Source organism: Paenibacillus sp. FSL R7-0302, from assembly GCF_038006885.1.
In the GTDB taxonomy this organism is placed as follows: Bacteria; Bacillota; Bacilli; order Paenibacillales; family Paenibacillaceae; genus Paenibacillus_AQ.
This window is the reverse complement of the sequence record NZ_JBBOWB010000001.1, coordinates 2638211-2661002: the sequence shown is the minus strand read 5'-3', so window position 1 is coordinate 2661002 and position 22792 is coordinate 2638211. Positions and strand designations below refer to the sequence as shown.

The following is a 22792-nucleotide window of genomic DNA, read 5'->3' as shown; positions in this document are numbered from 1 at the left end:
TTGCGGCGCTTTTGAGTCTAATAGGAGAGAGGAAAGCCCGCTTCATCATAAGTAGCATCCCTATTGGAGCATTCACAGACTTACCCGGCAAATTTTTTTCTAGCTTCATGGTCACAAGGCGTGCAATCTCCTGTACTGAAAGATCTGCAATTTTCCTTGAACTACCATGCCTTTGCCTGTTCCAATATGACCAGACAGTGGCTGCTCAGTGAACCGCACGTTACTCCTGAAGAACAGAATTACCGAACGCTCAGGGCCATGCCGCAAATGTTGCATGATGAACTGAATTGTTATAGAGAAAAGGAGCAGGTATGAACTACATCATTTTTGATCTGGAAGCCACTTGTTGGGAAAATGACCACAAAAGGCAAAACGAAATTATTGAAATCGGAGCCGTAAAACTCAATGAAGGCCTGAAGACTGTGAGCGATTTTCAAATTTTTGTAAAGCCCGCATTAAGCCCGCAGCTTTCTGATTTTTGTAAGCGGCTTACCTCTATCTCTCAGGCGGATGTGGATGCTGCAGTGTATTTTCCCCAGGCAATAAGTCAATTTCAAGAGTGGATAGGCAATGAACCTCATGTCCTCTGCTCCTGGGGATTTTATGATAAAAACCAGTTGCAGAAGGATTGTGCACTCCATCAAATCGCAAGTGAATGGACGGATAACCATATCAGTCTCAAGCATCAGCACGGGAGGATGATTGGCAGGGAGCGGGGCGTAGGCATGGAGAGAGCCTTGACTATGCTTAAACTGCCGCTTGAAGGTACTCACCATAGAGGTATCGATGATGCCAAGAACATTGCGAAAATATTCGTTAAGATTTTTGACCAATTGAAGTTTTGAAAACTAAAAAATAATTAAAAGAACCCTTAAACATTTTAAAGGTTCTTTTTTTATTATCAGGAGAGGATAAACATTCGATAACAACACTGTAGATTGATACTTGAATAAATTGTGAAATTCTACATAGGGTGAAATAACAACTAATTTATGGAGGAGGAAATTATGAAAGCGCTATATATCCGCTGCGATGAAGCAAGCTGTTGAAGCCTTGGTGTTTACGATAGGGGTAAGCCGTGGGTGCACGGATCGAAAAAAGGAGGATTTTCAATGATGTCAAAACGATTTAGCAGAATGCTCGCGTTCCTCTGTTGTTTGCTAATGGTGGCGTCACTAATGCCTGCCAGCTTTGCCGCCGCCACTGACAACAACGAGTATACAGAAGCACTTAATAGCGACAGCAGTTCTACAGCTCTTACAAGCTTGCAGACAAATGAAACGCCGACCGCCATTTATGGAACTCCCGAACTCGGGTCAAACGACCCGCTGTGGGCCCTGACCATGGAGCATCTCATCAACAAAAGCACTGTGCCCGGCGACCCCAGGCCCCATTCCACAGGCACAGCCAGGATCCTTTGGGACCAAGACTACCTGTATGCCCGTGTAGTCGTGGAGGACAGCAATCTATATCAGGGACCCGGCAATGATTATCAGTACGACGGCCTGGAGTTTTATGCCGGCGCTGGAACCCAAGGCGCGAATCAATGGCGCATCAGCGCGGCAGGCGTGTTTTCAGGGCAAAACGCTCCGGGCAGAGCCGCGTGGACTGAGATCACGGACACAGGATATATCGTGGAGATGAGAATACCTAAAAGAACCTTGAACTTGCAGGCAGGCCCGTTTACCTTTGAAGTTTATATCAATAACTCGTCGGAAAAGGGCGGTGACCGCTATGAAGTCGTTTCCTGTTTCGGAACTCCGGACGCGGCTTACAACAATGCTGCTTCTTATACAAACAGCCTGAATCTCATTGCCGCCAATGAAGCAGACGACAGATTCTCAATCACCGCCACGGCGGAATCGGGCGGCCGAATAACGCCGAACGCACCCGGCAATGTTCTGAGATTAGCTAGCGGCTCAGACCAAACCTTTACGGTTACCCCCGATTACGGCAAAATTGTAGACACCGTAAAGGTAGATGGAGAGGACGCAGCTCTATCCGATGATGGCACTTATACCTTTTCAAATGTTGCCGCTAACCATACCCTTCAAGTGACATTCAAAAATGATTCGACCGCGGAGTTGCTCCCTTTTATTGTATGGAATGACAACTTCGCCCGCGGCGAGTACACGACGGCTATCATCATTGACTTAGGCGAAGGGAAGGCAGTGGAAGGCTCCAAGCTTAATCCGGACTTGTTTACCGTCTCGGCCAGGAACACGACCCTGAACGGCGACTCGGTAACCTTTGAAGGGACGCGCAAGATCACTAGGGTATACGCCAATGACGAACCGAAGGTACGCGGCTATCTGGGGACGGTATGCCGTTCACCGGATTATCAGGACGGACTGGAACGCGGCCGTTACATCGTAGTTGAGCTCGAGTTCTATTCAGAGAGCGGCGGCAATATAACACTGGATGGCAACATGAACTCAACAAAACAGGTTTACAGCGTCGTCCAAAACGGAGAGCTCGTGCTGACAGAAGGGGAACCGCTTAACTACGTGGTTTTTGAACAGGAAAAAGTTGTGAATCCGATCCTTGACCAATTTACAGCACCTACGGGGAATTCGGTCAATCGCGCGCTCTACCTTCACAAGGATGGAAACGGTGAGGTGTCGCAAGGCTTGCCGCTGTATGTCTATACCCACGGCATGGGACGCGGCGGCACAAGTGCTGCGGCTGACCCCAAAGCGGCCATGAAATCCGCCAACGGCTCGGTCGCTCTGATGAAGAAAATGGAAAAATATCCTGAGAAATATGCCAGCCATATCCTGAATATTTCCTACAATGGCACGAGTACTCCCTCCACAGCCAATGTTAAGAAGGTTATCGATGACCTGGTTGCCAGCGGTGCAGTAGACCCCAACCGTATTTACGCGGCGGGCTTCTCATGGGGCGGCCAGTATACGAACAGCTTAGTTAACGCTTATCCCGGCTTTTTTGCGTCTGCCGCACCTATGTCTCCGGTAAGCGGCTCACCTAACGCGAACGCCAACTACGTTCACACCAACCTGGCCTATTGGATGTTTATCAATGAGCATAACGTTGGAGGATACCAGACTAACCTCGCTAACTTCATAACCGTCAATATGCCGAAAATGATCAATGCGAGAGCTTCGCGCTTTGAGAGCAATGAGGCTCTTATATGGCCTTACAATCAATTTGATCAGCCGAATCAGAAACCGAATCCGAACCATTCACCTGTCCTGAGTGATTCAGTGGCGCACGAAGTTGAAGCGGCGGTTCTTTACAACGACATAACGATGGGGACTTGGAGCATAGCGCCCACAGCGCAGTCCTCTAACTTGCCGGCTTGGAACAATGACTACACTGACGTCTTTGATTGGATGTTCGCGCAGACCGCAGCAAACAATCGGCCTGTTGCCGGATACGGTTCACCTGTATTGGGCACAAACGACAAACTGTGGGAACAAGCTGTGGAGTTTGACATCAACAAAAGTAGCGCACCCGACCAGAAGATAGGCCCCAAGGCTACCGGCAAAGCCAAAGTATTTTGGGACGAAGACTTTCTGTATGCACGCGTTGTGGTTACAGACCCGAATGTGTGCATCGGTCACACGCCTGGCACTGAGTACATGACCGACAGCGTGGAATTTTATGTCGGTGACGGAAAAAGTGGCTCAAACCAGTGGCGTATTGGCGCAAGCGGTATTTTCTCAGGTCAAGCCGCTGCGGGCCGCGACGGTTCGGTTAAGCGAACGGACACCGGGTATATCGCGGAAGTGAAGATACCTAGAAGAACCGTTGAATTCACGAGCAATTCCCCGATTACGTTTGATGTGTACATCAATAACTCAACGGGTGCGGGGAATGACCGTTATGAGGTTGTATCCGCTTTAGGTAAGCCCGACGCGGGTTATGGCAGTTCTGATAGCTTCAAGAATAGCTTGCTGCTGCTTGGGGGCTCCACGGTATCCAGGCACTCCGTTAACGCTACGGCAGGATTAAACGGCACCATCTCGCCATCCGGTTTGATTCGGGTAGCTGACGGCGGAAGCCAATCCTTTACATTCACTCCGATCAGCGGTTATGTCGTGGATACCGTAACTGTAAATGGTGCATCTGTAGAGATTGCAAATAATACCTATACCTTGAAAAACGTGAACACCGATGACAAGGTAATCCATGTTACATTCAAACCCGATCCGGCCGCAACGTTACTTAACTTTATCGTATATAACGATAACTTTGCCACCGGAGAATTTACCACAGCCGTTATCATCGATCTGGGTGCGGGAAATGAAGCTGCGGGTGCCGACCTTAGTTCAAACCTGTTTACAGTCTCGGCGAGGAATACTCTGCTGGACGGTAACCTGGCATATCAAGGCACACGCACCGTTAATAGAGTATACGTCAATGACGAACCTAGACCCAGAGGGTATAAGGGTGTAAACCAGAACTCCCCTGATTATCAGGCTGGACTAACTAAAGGCCGCTACATCGTTGTAGAATTGGAATTTTGGACATTAACCGGCGGACAGTCCACTTTGGAAGCATCCAAATCCACCATCCAGAATTACAACATTGTATCTAGTGGCGATATCAAGCTTGATGGCAAGGCTGCCATTGTTAAGTCGTCTTTCGCACAGTCAGGTACCGTCAATGAAATCATCGACAAATTTGAAGTGGGTCCCAAAATTGACAACGCGGAAGCGATGCAGTATGGACTCTATATTCATAAGGACGGCAACGGCGTTCCGGTAAAAGGGCTTCCCCTTTACATCTATGCTCACGGTTCTACCCGCGGCGGTACACAGGACGGGGATACCTTTGCGCCCATCAGGTCCGCCAACGGAGCCACCGCGCTTATGAAGAAAATGGAGAAGAACTCTAAATACGCCAGTCATATAATCGCTTTGCGGGCGCAAAACAACGTTCAGGCAACACCTGCTACCTTAAAGGCTTATATCGATGATCTGGTAAGTAAGGGACTTGTTGACCCCAACCGTATTTACATGGCTGGCTTCTCTATGGGATCCGCTTATACGAATACTTTCCTGACGACATATCCCGATTTGCTCGCAGCCGCAGCGCCTATGTCTTTTCCACCATCAATCAACGCGAAACAAGCCGAAACGCTTAAAAACTTTGCATACTGGTCATTCGTTAACACAACTGATTCTTCAACAATAAAAACAGGGGCGGAAACTTATATAGCGAATATAATGCCCCTATTGGAAAACGCCAGGCACACGTTCATCGACAGAAATGAAATATTCGTTTGGCCTTATGACCAATGGACAAAGGCGGAAGCACCTGTTAATGGAACCAATTGGATTCCTTCCGGCCATGAGATGGAAGCTTCAGTTCTGTGGAACAATATTTCAGGCTACACGGATACTTTGTCCAATGTAGGTTCCAACAAGGAGTGGAGCCTTAGACCTACGGCGCAGTCCTCTAAGTTGCCGACTTGGAACAATGACTACACTGACGTCTTTGATTGGATGTTCACGCAGAGAAAAACGAGCGTACCCAATCCTTCTGGTGGCAGTACGGGCAATACCGGCAATACCAGCAATACAGGCAATACCAGCACCGGGACAGTCACTGGATCGTTGAAGCCGACCTACACAGTGAACACACCGAAGGATAAGCCTGCGGTCACGGACAAGAACGGCAACACCACCCTGCCCGGCGGCGGCGAGATTGTGACCAAGGGCGGGACGAAGATTAAGGTACCCGAAGGTACGACTATAGACTCAAAAGGTAAGGTGACCATTCCGGCGGGCAAGAGCGCCGAAGTGACACTACACGGCGGCGCGAGTGCCGGCTTAGACAAAGGCATGTCGCTGAACATCCATGAGGGTACGGAATTTGTGTTCGATGACGACACCCTGCTGGGCTTCCTCGTGATGTCTGGCAATCCATTCAGGGATGTCAACATGGACGACTGGTTCTACAGCTACGTAAACTCCGCCTACACATACGGTCTTTTCAACGGCACGACGTACACGACGTTCTCACCGGGCACTTCAATGACGCGTGCGATGTATGTGCAGGTACTGGCCAATCTTGAGAACGTAGACCGCTCCGGCTACACGAATTCCCGCTTTAGCGACGTGGCGAATGGGCAGTGGTACACGGCGGCAGTCGAGTGGGCGGCCGAAAACGGCATAGTCAACGGTATAAACGCAGACCTGTTTGATCCCCATTCACCGATGACACGCGAGCAGATGCTGGTGATGCTGTACAATTACATGAAGTACAAGGGCTATGAGATACCTGAAAGCCAATCTAAATCCTTCGCGGACGAGAGTCAGATCAGCTCATGGGCGTTGAAGGCCGTTCAGGCACAGCAGGGCATCGGAATTGTATCAGGCAAGCCGAACAACTTCTTTGCCCCCCAAGCTACCGCCACCCGCGCTGAAGTAGCTGCTATCTTTATAAAGCTCATCGAATATCTGGCTAAGTAAAAGCTTAAACAGAAACATGCGGACCCTTCCGGCTGGGCAAGATCCAACCGGAAGGGTCTTTTTCAGCAATCCTGATTACAAGAGAAGGAAAACGTCGATATGTGGCGAAAATACCTAAAGAAGTAAATAAATCTCATGGGAAAGGAGACCCCATGTTCATAGTTAATAAAGAACATTATGACCAGAATGAACTGGAACGTCGAATAAACGCGATATACGCATTATTGGGTTCCTCGGTTTGGAAGGAACGGCGGACAGCTGTATGCATGAAGGAACCGGCGAATATTCTAGCCGCCACGGAGCTGATTATCAGGAATGAGGGTTCGGTGCTTCTGATCAACGGCGACACCCCGATTGAAAGCGCTCTCCGTCAAGCCGAAGACGCAGGCTGTACGGGTCTGCTGACCGACGCAGGAGGCAGCGCCGTCTTTCACCCTCTACACTCACGCCTGGATCGGATGAATGGGGAGCCGTCCTTGCTTCAATTCAGCTCCGGCACGACCGGCGCTCCCAAGCTAGTTGAACGGTCTTGGTCTCATGTGCAAATGGAAATTGAGGCCTACAACAAGCTGCTGCCCTGCAGCGGGGAGGATCAACCGATCATTCTGGTGCCCGTGTCCCATTCCTTCGGATTCATCACAGGCACGCTCTCCGCACTTAAGCGCGGAGTCGAGCCGGTTATCGTGACGGACAAGAACCCCAAGTTCGCCCTGCATCTCATGCAGCAGCATGATCGCCATGTGGTGTATGCGGTGCCCTTCCTCTTTCAAATTCTGCTCAGTCTGATGAGAGAGAAGGTGCTGCTTAGAAAGCTGGTATCCTCTGGTTCCCCGATGTCCGCAGCACTGCTGAACAGGCTTGCGGGTGCAGATGTACAGGTGATCCAGCAATACGGGTGCTCTGAGGCCGGCTGTATCTCGCTTGGCGACCGGCCCTCCGATTCCACGGATGTCGGGATGTTGCTGGAGCACATGGCAATGGAAAGGCCCGGAACCCGGGATCAGCCGGATGAAATCATCATTGCCACAGGCGGACGCCGGATTCATACCGGAGACATGGGATATTGGCTCAGCGGCAGGCTTCATGTCCAGTGCCGGATGGATGATCTGATTAATGTGTCAGGACTGAAGGTAGCTCCCTCCGAGGTGGAGGATGTCATCCGGAGGCTGGACGGCGTTCAGGAAGCTGTCGTGCACAAGGCTCCGCATCCCGTCTGGGGGGAAGCGGTCAAAGCTCGAATCGTCCGGAAGGGCGATGCGCTGTCTCAGGAGGAGGTGAAGAGGTGGTGCGCGCGGTTTCTGCCTGCTTATAAAGTTCCGGGCTTTATTGCTTTTACGGAGGACATTCCGAAGACGGGTACAGGGAAGGTTATGCGAAAACAATTGGTAGAAGAGGAGTATGGTATTCATGGATAAGATACAAACGGTATCTCAATTGAGGCAGCTCATGTCCGAACAATTGGAGCTATCTCTCCCGGACGTCATTAAAGAGGGAGACCGGCTGTACGAAGACTTAAACGTAGATTCGATCATGGTACTCCAATTGGTGGTATACATCGAGGAAGTGTTCAACGTAACTGTGCCCGAGGAGGAGATGGACCCTGCCGTCTTCCAAACGGTCGGTTCTTTAGTCGATTTCATCCACGCCCTTAAGAGGGAGCACATCGCCCAAGTGGAAACCAAATCTTAAGATCATAGAAAAGGATGGATATGATGACTAACGTGAATGAACAGGATATCGTACAATTCGTGATTGACCGGGTGGCCGATTTGACCTCCAGACCGGAGCTGGCGGAGGAATTGAATGGGGACGCACCGCTAGAGGATGCAGGCGTGGATTCGGTGCTGCTGGTTAACCTGATGATGCAGATTGAACAGCAGTATGAGATTTTTTACGAGGACGACGAGCTTCTGCAGGAGAACTTCGCCACCGCGCGCTTGATCTCACAACGCATATTGGCCAAACGGGCCGTTAAAACCGGGGTTTGACGTGAAGCAAGCCCATTGCTTTCTGAACGGACTCGGTTATGGCTTGGAGCAAGCCGGATGGGATGATCGTCCGCTCTATATCGGTGCTTGGGACGCGCCATTCAGCGTTACGGAGGACGGCAAGCTGACCTATTTCTCAGCGGACATCACACCGTCCGAATATTTGCGGCTGTTCACCCGCCTGTACGGGGAAGGAGCCGTGGAGTGGTATGCTTACGGGGCCGAAAAGCTCGTCAACCTGAAGAAGTTTCTGGAGGTCCTGCGGCGTCATCCGGAGATTCCTGTTTTGGTACAGCTTGACCTGTTTCATATGCCCTATCAAAAAAGAACGTTTCAAACCATGCATCAGCCCCATTTTGTCATCGTACACGGAATGCGGGGCGGTCAATTCGTGGTATACGACCGCTATTTTGAATGGGAAGGGTTAGTGGCCGCGAGCCATGTACACGATGCTTTTCTGAGCAATGAGCTGGGCGGGGGACTGCTGCTTCATCCCGAATGGCTCCATGCGCCGGACGCTCACGAGGTGGCGGGAATCTTCGAGGATACGATAGAGACCGATCCGGGTGAACGATCGCTAACCGGCATGGTGAGGCGGAGGATTATGCAGACGGTGGAGTCGCCGGGTATGTATCCGCCCGGGACCTTGAAGGATTCTTTATCCCAGCTCGGCATCCTCGCCAAACGCAAATACAGCTACGGGCTGCTGTATCAATATTTTTCGGAAGCGCTTAATCAAGGTACGGCGCTGTATCAGGAGCAGCTGGAAGGATTCATAAGAATGTGGAGTACGCTCGCCTACCTGGCGATCCGTACGTCCATGCCGGGACGAACCGGGGAAATCGGACTGCTGGTGGATAAGGTGGAGCAGCTGCACAGGACGGAGCAACAGCTGAAGGAGGAATTGATCGATGTCTATCACCGCTGGAAACCCCGATTTGCATGCGGAGTGCAGACCTAGGGTGGGCTGCTTCGACGGCCATTCCCCCCGGTTGAACGAACGGGTGATTGATGACCAGTGGACAGGGTATCTGGCTGAATATACGGAGCTCATCCGCATTCCGCCGGTACGCTTCGCCAGGATCTTCGGGGGTTCGCTTCGCCAGTTCTCCAAGCAGCCGATGTCTTCGCTTCCGCAAGCCTCGGAGCGGCTGGCCCGATTATGCGAGGAATACGGAATCGATACGCTTTATGTGAACGCTCCTTATTTCATGCCTTTCCTGATGCTGGTCCGGAGCTTCGCCAAGCTTCCGCTTCGCTTCATGGTTATCGCCCATTCCGTCGCATCCGCCCGTTGGCTGACAACTTGGCTGTCCTGTGCGCCTTGGATTACAGAACAGGATGTGCTGCTTGCCAGTACGGAATCTTGCAGACAGGCGCTGGTTAATCTCTCACCCCGGTATGCGCATGCCCATAAGATCCCGTTATGCATCGACACCTTGCTGGCTGCGGAGCCGGTTCGGCCGCTTGCCGGTAAACGTCTGTTATCCATCGGCCGGCTGGAAGAGGTGAAGAACATTCATGTGCTCTTAGAGGCTATGGCGGAAATAAAGCAGCGTGTCCCGGACACTGTATTGACGATTGCCGGAGAATATACGGGGTCTTTGCAGGAAGCGGACCGGTATAAAGAACGGCTTGAAGCCATCGTAGCGGAATATAGACTGGAGCAAACCGTGGAGTTTACAGGTCCCGTCCACGGGAGTGAGAAAGACCGCCTGTTCCGGGAATCCAGGCTTCTGGTCAACCTCTCTACCGATCCGGGAGAGACGTTTGGCTTCAACCTTCTGGAAGCGAAAGCCCACGGTCTTCCTGTGGTCTGCACCCACTGGGACGGCTTCCGGGAGCTGCTTGTTGACGGCGAGGACGGTTCCTTCGTCCAGGTAGATTGGTCCGGTGAACATCCGAAGATAGATCTGGACGGGCTGGTCCGCAACTGCACCGGGGTTCTGCTGGATGAGAAGCTTCACGGCAATCTCTCGCAAGGAGCGCGGCGTGGCGCTCTAATGTACGACTATCGGACCATCATGCCGCAGATCAGAAGGCTCCTGAATGCTCCCCTTGGACAGATAGCGGTTGAGGCGGAGGAGACCGCCCTGCTGGAATCTTCTATGAGAACGCTGAACGAAATCTATCATTGCAGCTTATTGGAAGCGACAGGCTGTTTGAGTGAATCGCCGCTGTCGGTTCTGGATTGGCAGCCGCAGGGTGACACGGAGGAATGGATGCGCAGGGTGAAGCCGCTTATTCAACATTTTGCCGGGAGGAACCATCATGCACACGTTTAAACTGTTCCGACGTCTTGCTCCCTACGTGAAGATCAAATGGAATTTAACCTTGATTGCTTATGTTTGCACGTTCCTGCAATTGGGACTCGTCATGCTTCAGCCCTTAATCTTCGCCTATCTGATCGACCACGTGCTGATTGGCGAAAACCGTAAGCTGATTGTCCCGCTACTTAGCCTGTCCTTGGGAATAGGTGTTCTCTCCATCGTGTTCCTGTTTATCCGGGTAGGTCTGTTCCGCTATCTGGGCATCTGTAATATGCTGGATATCCGCAACGAGCTGTTGAAGCATGTCCGGCAGATCCCCATTCCGGATATTCAGAAGGAAGGACCCGGGAAATTCTCGGCCTTGCTCGGGATGGATACAGCTACGATGGGAAATTTCCTCAACCACATCCTGGTCGAGATTACCTCACAGCTGTTTATGATGCTGATATCCCTCGGAATCCTGTACTCTATGGACTGGCGGCTTGGCATCGTTGCGACGCTTAGCATCCCCTTCCTCTTATGGGTGCCAGGGCTGTTCCGCAACCCTGTGGCGCGTTATTCGTCCGCCGTTCGAACCCATAATGAAGAGATCGGAACCTATCTTTATGAAGCGATCGAAAGTTCGCAAGAAATCCGGGCTTTAGGACTAGAGGGATGGGAACGGAAGCGGAATGAAACGATGTACAAGGGGCTGGTGAAGGCCAGCACCCGGGAAACGCTATATGCCGTTATGTCGTTTCAAATCAGCGGTTTCGTGATTAGCCTGATCCTGGCTGCCATCTATTGGATCGGCAGCGATCAGGTGCTCCACCAAATGATGACCGTTGGCATGATGGTTGCTTCCGTAACCTATCTGCAAAACGCTCTGAATCCGGTACAGCAGATTAACAACTTTTTCAGAGAGCTTCAAGGCGCGGAGGTTGCCATGGGCAGAATTGAGCAATTTATCCAGACCCCGATCGATCCCTATTCGGAAAACGAGAGGAAGCAGGCTTCGCCTGCAAGGGAGCCTCAGCTTGAAGCAACGCCGTCCGGTATCGAAGTGTGCAGTCTGCGCGTCGGGTACGGTGGAACGGAAATCTTGAAGAATCTATCACTGTCGCTGTCTCCGGGCAAGATGTATGCTTTCGTCGGGCGGAGCGGGTCCGGGAAATCCACCCTTTTCCGCGCGCTTATCGGGATGATGCCCGTTCTCGAAGGTGAAATTCGAATCGGCGGACAGAATCTGGAGGAGATGACCCGCAGTGCGATCAGCCGCAAGGTTGGCATCGTGTTCCAGGAGCCTTACTTGTTCCGGGGCACCCTTATGGAAAATATTGCTGTCGGGAAGCTGGACGCGACGGAGGAGATGGTCAGGCAAGCAGCCCTGAATGCGCGGCTCGGAGCTCTGCTGGAGCAACTGCCGGAAGGACTCAACACGAAGATTGACCATAAAGGCTTCCAGCTATCCGGCGGACAGCGGCAGAGGCTGGCTATTGCGCGTGCCCTTTTACACAATCCCGATATTCTTATCCTGGACGAACCGACCTCCGCCTTGGACCAGCTTACGGAGAGTGAACTCATGGATTCCATACGCCGCGCCATGGCGGGCAAGACGGTTCTGGTAGCCACCCATCGCCTGCAAACCATTATGAACGCGGACCGTATTCTGGTGATGGAGAACGGTTGTCTGGTGGCGGAAGGCGACCACGAAGAGCTCATGAAGCAATCGGCTGAGTATTATGCTATGGCATCGACCTTCGAGCGCGATACCTCTGTGGCCGGACAGGCATCTTATAAAGAGGGGGTTCCGGTATGAATGGCACAGGCACCCTCAGGGAATTGTTTCAACGTGCACGAAGGCATGACCGGGGAATCACTTACGCGGCACGAACCGGCGAGTCCGATTGGACAAGCTATGCGGAACTCGGAAACCGCATGGACCTTCTCGCTGAACGGCTGAAGCAGGAGCAGCTGCGTCCGAATTTTATCGGGGCCGTCTGGATGGCTCCGACGCCGGAGTGTCTGGCTGTCATTGGGGCAGTCATTTTGGCGGGAGGCATTCCGCTCCCCATCCACAGCTACATGCCAGGACAGGACATGCTTCGCCTCATCCGCAAATTTGAACCCGAAGCGGTGTTCGTCTCTGAAGAGAAGCTTCCCATCCTTGCGGAATGGAACATGCAAGGGGAAGAGTTGCCATTCTGCCTGTATGCAGGTATGGCAAGCGGACCGGTTGCAGGAATCAGCGCCGCTCCGCGGCCGGTACGCCGGTACACGCCGCCAGAGGCCGTGCGTATGATATTCCTCTCCTCCGGTTCGACGGGAGAGCCGAAGGGGATCATGCTGAGCGACCACAACATGCTGTCCAATGTGGACGCAATCCTGGAGTACACGACTCTGTGCGACGAGGACATCGTTCTGCTCTCGAAGTCCCTGGGGTATTGCTCGACAATTGTTGGGGAATGGTTAGCAGCCATGGCCTCTGGAGCCAATCTTGTTCTAAGCGGGGGCTTCGTGCATCCCTTCGAGATGATCCAGTGCGTCCGTACGAATACGGTGACCTTCTTATGCACTGTGCCGTCTGCGATCCTGCCTCTAATCCATTCCGCCAAATGGGCGACGGAGGATCTGCTCACGCTCCGGCAGATGCTCATTGTCGGCGGCCCGATGCCTGCCGTCATGCTGCTTCGTTTGGCTGACCGTCTGCCTCACGTGCGGCTGACGCCCTCCTATGGACTGACCGAAGCCTCTCCGCGCGTCTCGTATTTGCCCTACACTCAGTTGAGGACGAAACCGCAATCCGCCGGGATACCCATTAACGGCGTCGAGCTGGCCATCGTTCAGGACGGAAGGGAGGCAGCAACAGGGGAGAGTGGAGAGGTGGTCGTTCGGGGGCCGAATGTGATGATCGGCTATTATGACGATCCGGATCGCACCCGCGAGATCCTAGGCCCACTCGGCCTGCATACCCGGGATACCGGGTATCTGGACGAGGATGGATATTTGCACTTGACCGGGCGAACCGATAACGCTCTCCTTGTCGGGGGACACACGGTGTACCCGGAAGCGGTCGAAAGCGTCCTATTAAGCTTGCCTGGGGTGGCAGACGCTGCGGTGTCGGCCGTAGAAGATCTTCAATGGGGACACCGTCTGATTGCCGTGGTAGTATCCGAAGCTTCCACAGAGCCTGTTAAGAGCCCGGAGCTGCATGCCTGGTGCGTAAAGCGGTTATCCCCGGCCTTGCGTCCTAGGGAATTCCGCTTCGTTACGGCTCTGCCCAGAACAGCCAGCGGAAAGCTGGACCGCAAAGCCCTGAAATCTATGGTGAAGGAGGAAGAGCATGTCCATAGAGCATGAAGATATACTCTTTAAGGTGAGAGAAACGATAGCCGCTGTGGCCAAGAGGCAAACAAGCGAGGTCGAGCTGGACCAGGCTTTGGTAGATGATCTGGGAATCGACTCCATTCAAATCCTGGAGCTTCTGTCGGCTCTGGAGGATACATTCGGCTTTGAGCTGGAGGTGGACGATATTCGCCCGGAATCGTTCCGAAGCGTCCAGGCCGTATTGCATTTTGTAGAACGCAAGGTGGCTTCATGAAGGTGTTCACCCCGGCCCATTTGCAAGAGCTGGCCGGCGAATTGCGCCGGACGTACCCGTTTTATAACCCTTATACGGACGTTGATTTCCATCAGCTGCCGATTACAGACAAACACTTGATCGCAGGCAACCGCGCCCTTTTCGAACATCCCGGTGCGGGACGGGTGATCGAGTCGTTCACCTCGGGAACTACCGGAGTGCCGTTCCGCTGCGTGAAAACCCCGGAGGAGATATGGACACTCTCGCTGACCCTGTATAAGCATAGAAAAAAATGGGGGCTGCCGTCCAGGCACCGGATGCTGCTGCTGAGCAACCGTCTGCTGGCGGAGCCCAGGTCCCTTAGACATTATGCAGAACGGATGATCAGGGAAGATCCTCATTTTATCCAAGGGAGAGCTTCCGCTCTCTGCACGTTGGCCGAATATATGCGTGACGGGGGATATTCGTTGCCGTCTTCCCTCATGTTTACCCAGAACTGGGGCGAAACGCTGCATGGCTCCCAGAAAGAACGGATCGAGGAGGTGTTCCGCGTTCCATGCGTAGACTATTACGGTTTGGAAGAGTTCTGGTGTATCGCGTTCGCCAATCAGAGCGGCCAACTGGAAATCGATGAGTCTGCCGTATATGTGGAAATTATTGATCCGGCCTCCGGACTCCATGTAGAGGAGGGGGAATTCGGAGAAGTGTTGGTCACCTCGCTGATCATGAGGAGTCTGCCTTATGTCCGTTACCGGACAGGGGATGTCGGAAGTATTCGCAGGGACCCTGAAACCGGCCGTCTCCTTCTTGGGCTGCTTCCCGTTCGAACATCCCAGATCCGGCTGCCTGGAGCGCAGGTGCATTCCGCCGTCTTCCGGTATTTGGACAAGTTTTTTTGGGAGCTTGCTGCAGCCAGAGGAGTCCGCCAATTTCAGATCGTGCAGAATACATTCACCTCTTTTTCCGTCCGGCTGGCGACTGATGCCTCGCCAAGCGAGTTCGAGGACGTGCAGACCAGGCTATCCGCTTTTCTTCACCAAGCGGCGGGCAAGCCGGTGAAATTGTCCATAGAAACTGTCTCAAGGCTCGAAGCCGATCCTGTCAGCGGCAAAATACCGTCCTTTGTTTGCCGTATTTCCTCAAATGAAGAAGGAGAATGAAGAAGGAGAATGAAGAGATGACGTCTCATACGGATACGCCGGATGCCAAGCCGGAAATGATGAAGCTGGCGGCGATGGAATGTGCAGCTTCCTGCATCTTGACCCACTTATACCGGTCCGGGGCCAACCCTGATCTGTTTCTGCTGGATTACTGGAATGTCAATTATGTATCGCGTATTATTACGGCGAGCCAGCATGTGCGATTGAACAAAAGCTTGCCTTTCCTGTACGGCATCCATCTGGTTTACAAGGGAACTGGACCTGAGGCGCTAAAGCAGTCTGTTCAGTCAGGGAACCGTGCGGTAGTGAAATGCCGCCCATCCGATCTGGATTTTTTCCCTCCCAATATGCTGAGCATGGCGGAGAGCGGATTCGAGCATTATATCCTCGCAGACTGCTTCGATGAAGCGCGTAACGCCTTCAGAGTATTCGACCCCATTGTCGGTTTCAACGGATTCCTGACCGGAGAAGAGCTTATGCGGGCATCGGCGGAGCCGGAAGAGGAGGACATCATTTTCTACGAGCTTCAGCCGGATCAAGAAGGGAAGGGGTTCGAGTCTCCCGACAAGCGTGATATCTTCGCGTATGCAGCCAAGCGAAACTACGACATGTATGTCCGTTCTCAATACAGTTCGGGTACCGCCGCACTGGACAGCTTTGCCCGGGATTTGCAGGAATCTCTAGCTTTAAGCCCGGAACAAACCTCGAACTGGTTGAGTCAGAACTCGATCGCCATTGCTTCCTTAACCAAGCTCCGATCTTCCATATGGAATAGCTTTGCCCAGCTGGGCGTGATGGACAAGGGGCAGGCGCTGGAAGGGACGAACCGGATCAGCGGGATCGTGAAGCTATGGACGACACTGAATTTCCTGCTTGTGAAATACCGCAAGCACATCGGGGACGAAGCGCTGCTGCGCTCGGCTCTTGCCAGGCTGCGGGAAGTTCGGGATGCGGAGCTTCAATTCCTGACCTGGATGAATGGAATAGGCGGTGATCTGACTGCGGTATAATCTATGTACGATTTCTTTTCGGCACGAACTGGTATCCTTCCGGGAGCTGCTCCGTTATGCTCATGATACGGGCTTCAACGGTATAGAACTGTGGGGCGTGCATGCCAAGGCTTTGCTTCGCCAACGGGGACAGGAGCTGGGAGGTATGCTGGACGAAATGTTCAGCTACGGGCTCGAAATCAACATGCTGAGCGATTATATCCCTCTCATGGGGAATATCCCAATGGACGTTCTGCTTAAGGAATGGCAGGAAACCGTACAGGCGGCCAAAGCATTCCACACAGATAAGCTGAGGATTTTCGCCGGAAACCTGAGCAGCCAATCTCTTGATGAGAAGGACTGGGAGCTTTGCACTGAACGTCTAAATATCCTGTGCGCCGTAGCAGAGAGGGAAGGGGTCTATACAGTGGTTGAGACTCATCCGGGAACCGCTGCCGACGGCTTAGATTCCACACTTCAGCTGCTCAGGCAAACCAGCCACCCTGCCTTGAAGCTGAATTTGGACTTTCTGCACATGTGGGAATCGGGCGCTGATCCCCTTGCCGCCTACGAACGCTTGAAGCCATGGATTGTCAATATCCATCTGAAGAATGTGGAATCCCGGCAATGGCTCGAAGTATTCTCTCCTGACAATATATATTCTCCGAGCGGCAGCCGCAGAGGTATCGTACCCTTGGCCGATGGAGAAATGGACTGCCAAGCCATAATGAAGCGCCTTATCTTGGACCCTACCCGAGCCCCGGTATCTCTGGAATGGTTCGGAGCCATACCCTTTGAAATCTTAAAGTCGGAGCTAGGCTGGCTTAAAGGGCTGGAGTCCGATCACAAGCTGGAGAATGTGGAGGTGACGGGATAATGAATAACGCACCTTATATGGAGCATCTGACAGGAACGCGTGCACCGAAGCTCTGGTACTCCAATATTAATTGGGAACAAGGAAAAGCCGCGCAAGAGCTTCGCTTACCCCATATTAACAATGCGTCCGGAGATCGGCTCGTATCGCAAATGGATCTCTACCAGATTTATTTGGCTGACCGGGAGGATCTTGTTCTCCTGAAAGAGACTCCGGACCCTGAATTCCTAGCTTATTTGGAAGAAAAGAAGATAGCACTACCATCAATCGCGATTGGCGCACGGTCTGAATATACGGGTGAGTTCCGCAACCGGATTGCTGTTCCTTACTTGATGGACGAGCAGGAGGAGCAGTTTCTCAAGGAAAACGGAGGGAGCTGGATCGGCCCGCCAGCCCGATTGTCCGTAGAACTGAACAGCAAGATCGCAACGCGTAAATTATGCGAAGATATCGGATTTCCAGTCAGCGACGGTAGGATATGCGAGGGGCTTGATGCGATCCGCCATACTTGCGCCGAGTTGGAGGAACGGCATCCTGGAGCCCGGCTGGTTGTAAAAACCGCTTACGGTTCTTCCGGTAAAGCGCTGTTCCATATCCATCGGGGCGCGGATTTGGAGATGCTGCTTGGATATTTAGAGAGGCAGATCTCGCGGGGAGGCGGGCAACCGGTTGTGACGGTGGAACGCTGGCATCAGGTCGAGCGCCATCTGACGGCACAGCTCTGGCTGGGGGGAACCGATTGCGAGATCCTGGCTATGACCGAGCAGAGGATTACGGATGCAGGAGTATACAGGGGGAGCCTTCTGCACCCAGACCTGCCTGAAGCCTTGATCGCGGCCTATACCGAACAGCTGCAACAGCTTGGTAAATCTTTATATTCCCGGGGCTACGAGGGTTTCATCGGGGTAGACTCCATACTGGATGAAGACGGTACTTTAATACCGGTTATTGAGATCAACGCCCGTCTTACCATGGTTACGTATTTGCTAAAGATTCGCAAGCACTTGCTCGAACGCGGGTTTCCTAGAATGGAGACCCAATCCTATGATTTCAAGCTCCACCCTGGAGCCACATTTGCAGAATTTGCTGAAAAGGTGACATCGATAAGGATCTCTGCCGAACAAGGAGGGGCATTCGTGTATGGTTTCCACCAGGATGGGGAATCGGCAGACCGTATCCGGCCTTGCAGGGTCTCGACTCTGAGCTGGGGTGTGGACGATGAAGCTGAGAAGCTTGCCCGTCAAGGGCTGGAGGAAGCCATCATGGAATGGAGGGGAGCTGTCATATGACTATGGCTTCACAACGACTGTCTAATCAGCAGGAAGTGGGCCAACCCTTTTGGTTGGAAGCAGCCAAGCCGTTTGGATCACCCGTTTATGTATATGACGAGGGAAAGCTGGCCTCCGATTATTTTTCGCTGCGGGACGCTTTACCCAAGGATGTGACGCTATATTATTCCATGAAAGTCAACCCCAATCCGGAGGTATGTCGTCTCATAAACGGCTGGGGTTCGCCGATTGAAGTTGCATCGGTTGGGGAGTATGAGGTTGCCCGCTCTAACGGGGTAAATCCGCACAGCATCGTGTTTACCGGACCGGGCAAAAGCGCGGACGAGATTCATCATGTGCTTCGTCATGGGATCTACGCGATTAATGCGGAGTCCATCCCGGAGCTATTCGTCATTCACGATGAAGCGGTTGCGCTTGGTATTGCCGCTCCCGTTATGTTAAGGGTCAATTTGTCTATTGGAGCCAAAGGCTCGCGGATGTCATCGGTCGGACTTGCCTCCCAGTTTGGCATCGACGACAGTGACATTAATGAAGCGGTGCAAACCGCCATTAACCTTGAAGGGCTAGAGCTGATCGGATTGCATACGTACCAGGGCACGCAAAATTTCCACCTCGACTTTTATCGGGAGAGCGTTCCGATGATGTTCGGTCTCACCCGGCAGGTGCGCAACCAATTCGGCCTGCAGCTTCGATGCTTAGGGCTCGGCGGCGGTTTCGGCGTTCCCATGTTTGAAGGCGATGAGCCGTTTCCTGTCGAAGCTTTCGGGGCGTATCTTGCCGGGGAGTTAGAGCGTAACCGGGATCTGGAACTCAAAATGGTATTCGTAGAATCAGGGCGGCGAATTGCCGCAACGATGGGGATTTATGCGGTCAGAGTGCTGTACACCAAGCTCTCCAAAGGCAAAGCCTTCGCCATTGTCGATGGGGGGACTCACCATCGGGCTTTTTCCAGCCTGATGGGACGAAGCTTCAAGCAGCCTCTGCCGCTTCAACTTTGGAAGGCGGGGGAGCGCAAGCTATACGAATCCGGTGAAGGAGAGGGGCGAGTCTCCTACAATGTTTGCGGTAAATTGTGCACTCCCGCAGATGTGCTGCAAGGCAGCGTCATGCTCCCGCCTCTAGAGCCGGGGGATTGGATCGCGTTTCCCCATATGGGGGCCTATGGCTTAACCTGCGGCAATGTTCATTTTCTGTCTCATGCTCTTCCGAAGGAAGTTATGCTTCGCCCTGACGGTACGTTGAATGATGTGAGCTGGCTATCCACCTAATAAGTGAGTTCATCATAGGGAGTTGACCATGTGACACCTACCGATCGGATTTTGCCTTATAATGACATATGGCTTGATTGTGTCAATAATAACTTGATGTCGATTCTCATTAGTCATCATTCATCGTTCGAGAAGCTGCCGCTGACTTTTAAAACGCAGTACTGGAAAAAACTCATCCACCAGACATTCCCCGAAGACAATTTTGAAAGCTTGCTGCATCAAGGATTAATGCTGCCGAAGGTTCAATATGACACGGAACAGCTCTATCATTATCTTCGCTTTGAGGATCAGCTTCTTGAGCAATCAGATATCCCTTTGCTGGATGAGATGATTCAAGGCGCTTTAGACAAGAAGAAATATGTCTTTCTCGATGTGGACCGTTTTTTTTATTCCAGTGGAAGAGAATCCGGTAAAATACATTTTATCCATCCGACCTTTATTCATGGGAAATGCGCGAGTGGGGGGGCATACACAGTAATTGAAGATTGCTTATCTCCAGGGCGAATGCACGATTATCAAACTCCACTTGAAGTCATTATGGAATCTACCCAATATCTAATGACAAGCGGCAAAAAAGTCAGATTCATAATGGTTTCTGTGCATGAAGGATCGATCAGGAATTTTAACCATGAATTTTCAGTACGGGACTCGTTTATCTCAGAACTCAGAAGCAATCTGTTGGATGATAAAGTCGTTTTTCTTGAGCAATATGGTCTTAATTATCAGTTGGGACTACAAGCGTTGACCGATTATGTAGAGGAATTCGAAGAACTTGTAGGTCATTTGAACGATACCAGCATATTTGCCTTGAGAAGCAGTTCTTTTGCACAGAATCATAAGAAGAATAACAGGCTTTTTAAGCTACTGGAAGATCAATCGTCCCATACAAATCTCTATAAGAAGTTAGCAGAACAAAGCGTGGAACTAAGTCGTTTATGGGAAATTTATCGAACGACAGTTATTAAAATGATCGCATCTAATAATCATGTTCATGATCAAGCTATCGTAAAACTCGAAGAGATTGTGAAGAAAGAATATCACATGGTCCAGACGATGAAAATGGCAACTGAGGTTAGTAACGCTTAGAAAAAAGGCCGCCAATTGGCCAATGTCATTAAGTTAAGGCGCAGGACCAAAGATTAACAAAAAAGCAGGTTATCGAAAAGATAGCCTGCTTTTTTGTGTGAAAATAAGAGAAAAACACAGCCACTTCTTCTGCTTTTGTCCAACAGAGAAATAAAATCTTGCCGTCTGCATTGGCGTATTTGTTTCAAAAATTTACGCAATCCTATACGGATCTCAAGAACTACCGAGGGTATCGGTTACTCGCCATTGACGGTTCGGATTTGCATTTTGCCACTGACCCTGCGGATACTGACACCTATTTTCAAAGTCAATCGGAAGCAAGAGGCTATAATCTGCTCCATTTAAACGCCACCTATGACCTTTGCAACAGACTTTACGTGGATGCGATTGTTCAATCACGGAGATTAAGTAATGAGAGAAAAGCGCTAGGGGATATGGTTGACCGTTCCTCCATTGAGGGAAAAACGATTGTCATTGCCGATCGAGGTTATGAAAGTTACAACAATTTCGCGCATATTGAACGCAAGGGGTGGAACTATGTCATTCGAGTAAAAGATCTGGCCTCCAGTGGTATTCTCTCGGGCTTGCGTTTGCCCAATAGCGGTTCGTTTGATCAGGAGATTCATCGGGTGCTTACTAAAAAACAAACCAAAGAGGTCAAAGCTCATCCCGAAATGTACAAGTTCGTCCCTTCTACGTCTACCTTTGATTTCTTAGATCTGAAGGAGCAACTGTACTACCCCATATCTTTTCGGGTAGTTCGGTTCGTCCTGCCAGGTGGCGCTTATGAGACCGTTATTACGAATCTGTCTGAAGCAGAATTCCCACCCGATGAACTCAGGTCCATCTATAACATGCGGTGGGGGATTGAAACTTGCATTTAGCAAGAAAACAGAGATAGGTCTAACGCCATGAATACAATGATATTCTCCCGACAATATACGACAGACGATCAGGATGAAATATATTACTATGTAAAAAGACCCGGATTGATATAAAAAAAGGAGTAATCTATCATGCTAAACAGCTCTTTAAAGAAGGAAGCTATCGAGAATCTGAAATCGGCACTGCGCAAATATGAGGTTTCTTCTGAAAAGGTAAAAGGAAATGCAATCAAATTACATAATGTTCGCACTTACGGCACCGATGTTATTAAAAAAGTGGAGGCTTATATTAATACACTTGCCAACACGCCAAAGGAGTTTGCCAAAAGCATTGAGCAGGTTCGTGTTAATCTGGCCAGCTTTAAGGCGTTAAGTGAAATTTCCTATGATGAAAAAACAATGATTAAGCTGGCCGGAGGTGGCGCGGCAGCAGGCGTAGCAGCTGGTGTAGCAACAGCAGCACTAGCACCGACGGCAGCGATGGCAATTGCGACTACCTTCGGCACAGCTTCAACAGGCGCTGCTATCTCCGGACTGACGGGAGCAGCAGCAACTAATGCGGCTCTAGCCTGGTTGGGCGGCGGTGCACTTGCCGCGGGCGGCGGTGGTATGGCAGGCGGCAGTGCCCTTCTTGCCTTGGCAGGACCGGTCGGCTGGGGCATTGGCGCTGTGAGTCTTGCAGCTGGCGGTTTCCTTGCCAGCAAGAAGAACAAGGATGCAGCGATCAAAGCGGATAAAGAGCGGGTGGAGATTGTTAAAGCCACTAGGGTGCTGGAGGCTACTGATGCTGAGATTGTACACTTGAAGGAATCCACGCAGAAGCTGGCAATCGGTCTGGAACAGAGTCTGATGACCTTTACCGGTACTGCCAGATCGATCCGGTCCTTTACCGAGTTCACCCAGGACCAACGGGATATCCTGCGGGCGATCATTAATAATACAGAAAGCCTGTCAGCGTTGTTCATGAAGGAAGTTGGCAAATAAG

17 protein-coding genes and 1 pseudogene are annotated in these 22792 nt (G+C 51.6%); all 18 read left to right on the top strand.

The genetic code is table 11. The annotated features are described in order from the left end of the window. Window positions 1-311: 311 nt before the first annotated feature. The 18 genes and pseudogenes from MKY96_RS11685 to MKY96_RS11600 all read left to right on the top strand — a co-directional run bounded on the left by MKY96_RS11685 (window position 312) and on the right by MKY96_RS11600 (window position 22791). Window positions 312-845, top strand: a complete 534-nt coding sequence (locus tag MKY96_RS11685) for a 3'-5' exonuclease (RefSeq protein ID WP_340940523.1) — start codon at window positions 312-314, stop codon at window positions 843-845. Window positions 846-1112: 267 nt separating this feature from the next. Beyond that, a complete protein-coding gene (locus MKY96_RS11680; protein ID WP_340940521.1) occupies window positions 1113-6440 on the top strand; it encodes a sugar-binding protein in 5328 nt (1775 codons plus the stop codon). A gap of 266 nt (window positions 6441-6706) precedes the next feature. Beyond that, the gene (locus tag MKY96_RS11675) at window positions 6707-7855 is read left to right on the top strand and encodes an AMP-binding protein (protein ID WP_340940518.1); all 1149 of its coding nucleotides are present in this window, start codon (window positions 6707-6709) and stop codon (window positions 7853-7855) included. Next, window positions 7848-8129: a phosphopantetheine-binding protein gene (locus tag MKY96_RS11670; RefSeq protein ID WP_340940516.1), complete on the top strand. Its 282-nt coding sequence runs from the start codon at window positions 7848-7850 to the stop codon at window positions 8127-8129. The genes MKY96_RS11675 and MKY96_RS11670 overlap by 8 nt, the downstream gene beginning before the upstream one ends. A 23-nt stretch (window positions 8130-8152) precedes the next feature. Beyond that, a complete protein-coding gene (locus MKY96_RS11665; protein ID WP_340940515.1) occupies window positions 8153-8428 on the top strand; it encodes an acyl carrier protein in 276 nt (91 codons plus the stop codon). A 1-nt stretch (window position 8429) separates the two neighbouring features. Further along, on the top strand, window positions 8430-9389 hold the full coding sequence (locus MKY96_RS11660) for a DUF6005 family protein (protein ID WP_340940514.1): 960 nt from the start codon (window positions 8430-8432) through the stop codon (window positions 9387-9389). After that, window positions 9340-10713, top strand: a complete 1374-nt coding sequence (locus tag MKY96_RS11655; RefSeq protein ID WP_340940513.1) for a glycosyltransferase family 4 protein — start codon at window positions 9340-9342, stop codon at window positions 10711-10713. Before MKY96_RS11660 ends, MKY96_RS11655 begins: the two co-directional genes overlap by 50 nt. Continuing rightward, on the top strand, window positions 10700-12496 hold the full coding sequence (locus MKY96_RS11650) for an ABC transporter ATP-binding protein (protein ID WP_340940510.1): 1797 nt from the start codon (window positions 10700-10702) through the stop codon (window positions 12494-12496). The genes MKY96_RS11655 and MKY96_RS11650 overlap by 14 nt, the downstream gene beginning before the upstream one ends. Beyond that, window positions 12493-14037, top strand: a complete 1545-nt coding sequence (locus tag MKY96_RS11645) for a class I adenylate-forming enzyme family protein (RefSeq protein WP_340940508.1) — start codon at window positions 12493-12495, stop codon at window positions 14035-14037. Before MKY96_RS11650 ends, MKY96_RS11645 begins: the two co-directional genes overlap by 4 nt. Beyond that, a complete protein-coding gene (locus MKY96_RS11640) occupies window positions 14021-14278 on the top strand; it encodes an acyl carrier protein (RefSeq protein WP_340940506.1) in 258 nt (85 codons plus the stop codon). Before MKY96_RS11645 ends, MKY96_RS11640 begins: the two co-directional genes overlap by 17 nt. Next, the gene (locus MKY96_RS11635) at window positions 14275-15417 is read left to right on the top strand and encodes a hypothetical protein (protein WP_340940505.1); all 1143 of its coding nucleotides are present in this window, start codon (window positions 14275-14277) and stop codon (window positions 15415-15417) included. Before MKY96_RS11640 ends, MKY96_RS11635 begins: the two co-directional genes overlap by 4 nt. 17 nt (window positions 15418-15434) lie before the next feature. Continuing rightward, entirely contained in the window at window positions 15435-16427 is a 993-nt protein-coding gene (locus MKY96_RS11630; RefSeq protein ID WP_340940504.1) for a hypothetical protein, read from the top strand. After that, on the top strand, window positions 16417-17283 hold the full coding sequence (locus MKY96_RS11625) for a sugar phosphate isomerase/epimerase family protein (protein ID WP_340944533.1): 867 nt from the start codon (window positions 16417-16419) through the stop codon (window positions 17281-17283). The genes MKY96_RS11630 and MKY96_RS11625 overlap by 11 nt, the downstream gene beginning before the upstream one ends. Continuing rightward, window positions 17283-18569: an ATP-grasp domain-containing protein gene (locus tag MKY96_RS11620; protein ID WP_340940502.1), complete on the top strand. Its 1287-nt coding sequence runs from the start codon at window positions 17283-17285 to the stop codon at window positions 18567-18569. Before MKY96_RS11625 ends, MKY96_RS11620 begins: the two co-directional genes overlap by 1 nt. Window positions 18570-18571: 2 nt before the next feature. Next, window positions 18572-19837, top strand: coding sequence for a hypothetical protein (locus MKY96_RS11615; RefSeq protein WP_340940500.1), 1266 nt, complete (start codon window positions 18572-18574; stop codon window positions 19835-19837). Window positions 19838-19867: 30 nt separating this feature from the next. Beyond that, window positions 19868-20923 carry a hypothetical protein gene (locus MKY96_RS11610; protein WP_340940499.1) on the top strand — a complete coding sequence of 352 codons (1056 nt, stop codon included), beginning with the start codon at window positions 19868-19870 and terminating at the stop codon, window positions 20921-20923. Between the two features lie 125 nt (window positions 20924-21048). Beyond that, window positions 21049-21807 (top strand): annotated as a pseudogene (locus MKY96_RS11605) (IS4 family transposase); the annotation flags it as partial. Window positions 21808-21939: 132 nt separating this feature from the next. Beyond that, on the top strand, window positions 21940-22791 hold the full coding sequence (locus tag MKY96_RS11600; protein ID WP_076074982.1) for a hypothetical protein: 852 nt from the start codon (window positions 21940-21942) through the stop codon (window positions 22789-22791). The last annotated feature ends 1 nt before the right edge of the window (window position 22792 follow it).

Excerpts from the sequence above, each read along its gene's own strand:
- MKY96_RS11655 (WP_340940513.1), top strand. The coding sequence starts at position 9,340 with ATGTCTATCACCGCTGGAAACCCCGATTTGCATGCGGAGTGCAGACCT.
- MKY96_RS11620 (WP_340940502.1), top strand. The coding sequence starts at position 17,283 with ATGAATAACGCACCTTATATGGAGCATCTGACAGGAACGCGTGCACCG.
- MKY96_RS11600 (WP_076074982.1), top strand. The coding sequence starts at position 21,940 with ATGCTAAACAGCTCTTTAAAGAAGGAAGCTATCGAGAATCTGAAATCG.
- MKY96_RS11675 (WP_340940518.1), top strand. The coding sequence starts at position 6,707 with ATGAAGGAACCGGCGAATATTCTAGCCGCCACGGAGCTGATTATCAGG.
- MKY96_RS11635 (WP_340940505.1), top strand. The coding sequence starts at position 14,275 with ATGAAGGTGTTCACCCCGGCCCATTTGCAAGAGCTGGCCGGCGAATTG.
- MKY96_RS11680 (WP_340940521.1), top strand. The coding sequence starts at position 1,113 with ATGATGTCAAAACGATTTAGCAGAATGCTCGCGTTCCTCTGTTGTTTG.
- MKY96_RS11670 (WP_340940516.1), top strand. The coding sequence starts at position 7,848 with ATGGATAAGATACAAACGGTATCTCAATTGAGGCAGCTCATGTCCGAA.
- MKY96_RS11645 (WP_340940508.1), top strand. The coding sequence starts at position 12,493 with ATGAATGGCACAGGCACCCTCAGGGAATTGTTTCAACGTGCACGAAGG.
- MKY96_RS11630 (WP_340940504.1), top strand. The coding sequence starts at position 15,435 with ATGACGTCTCATACGGATACGCCGGATGCCAAGCCGGAAATGATGAAG.
- MKY96_RS11615 (WP_340940500.1), top strand. The coding sequence starts at position 18,572 with ATGGCTTCACAACGACTGTCTAATCAGCAGGAAGTGGGCCAACCCTTT.
- MKY96_RS11685 (WP_340940523.1), top strand. The coding sequence starts at position 312 with ATGAACTACATCATTTTTGATCTGGAAGCCACTTGTTGGGAAAATGAC.
- MKY96_RS11650 (WP_340940510.1), top strand. The coding sequence starts at position 10,700 with ATGCACACGTTTAAACTGTTCCGACGTCTTGCTCCCTACGTGAAGATC.
- MKY96_RS11640 (WP_340940506.1), top strand. The coding sequence starts at position 14,021 with ATGTCCATAGAGCATGAAGATATACTCTTTAAGGTGAGAGAAACGATA.
- MKY96_RS11665 (WP_340940515.1), top strand. The coding sequence starts at position 8,153 with ATGACTAACGTGAATGAACAGGATATCGTACAATTCGTGATTGACCGG.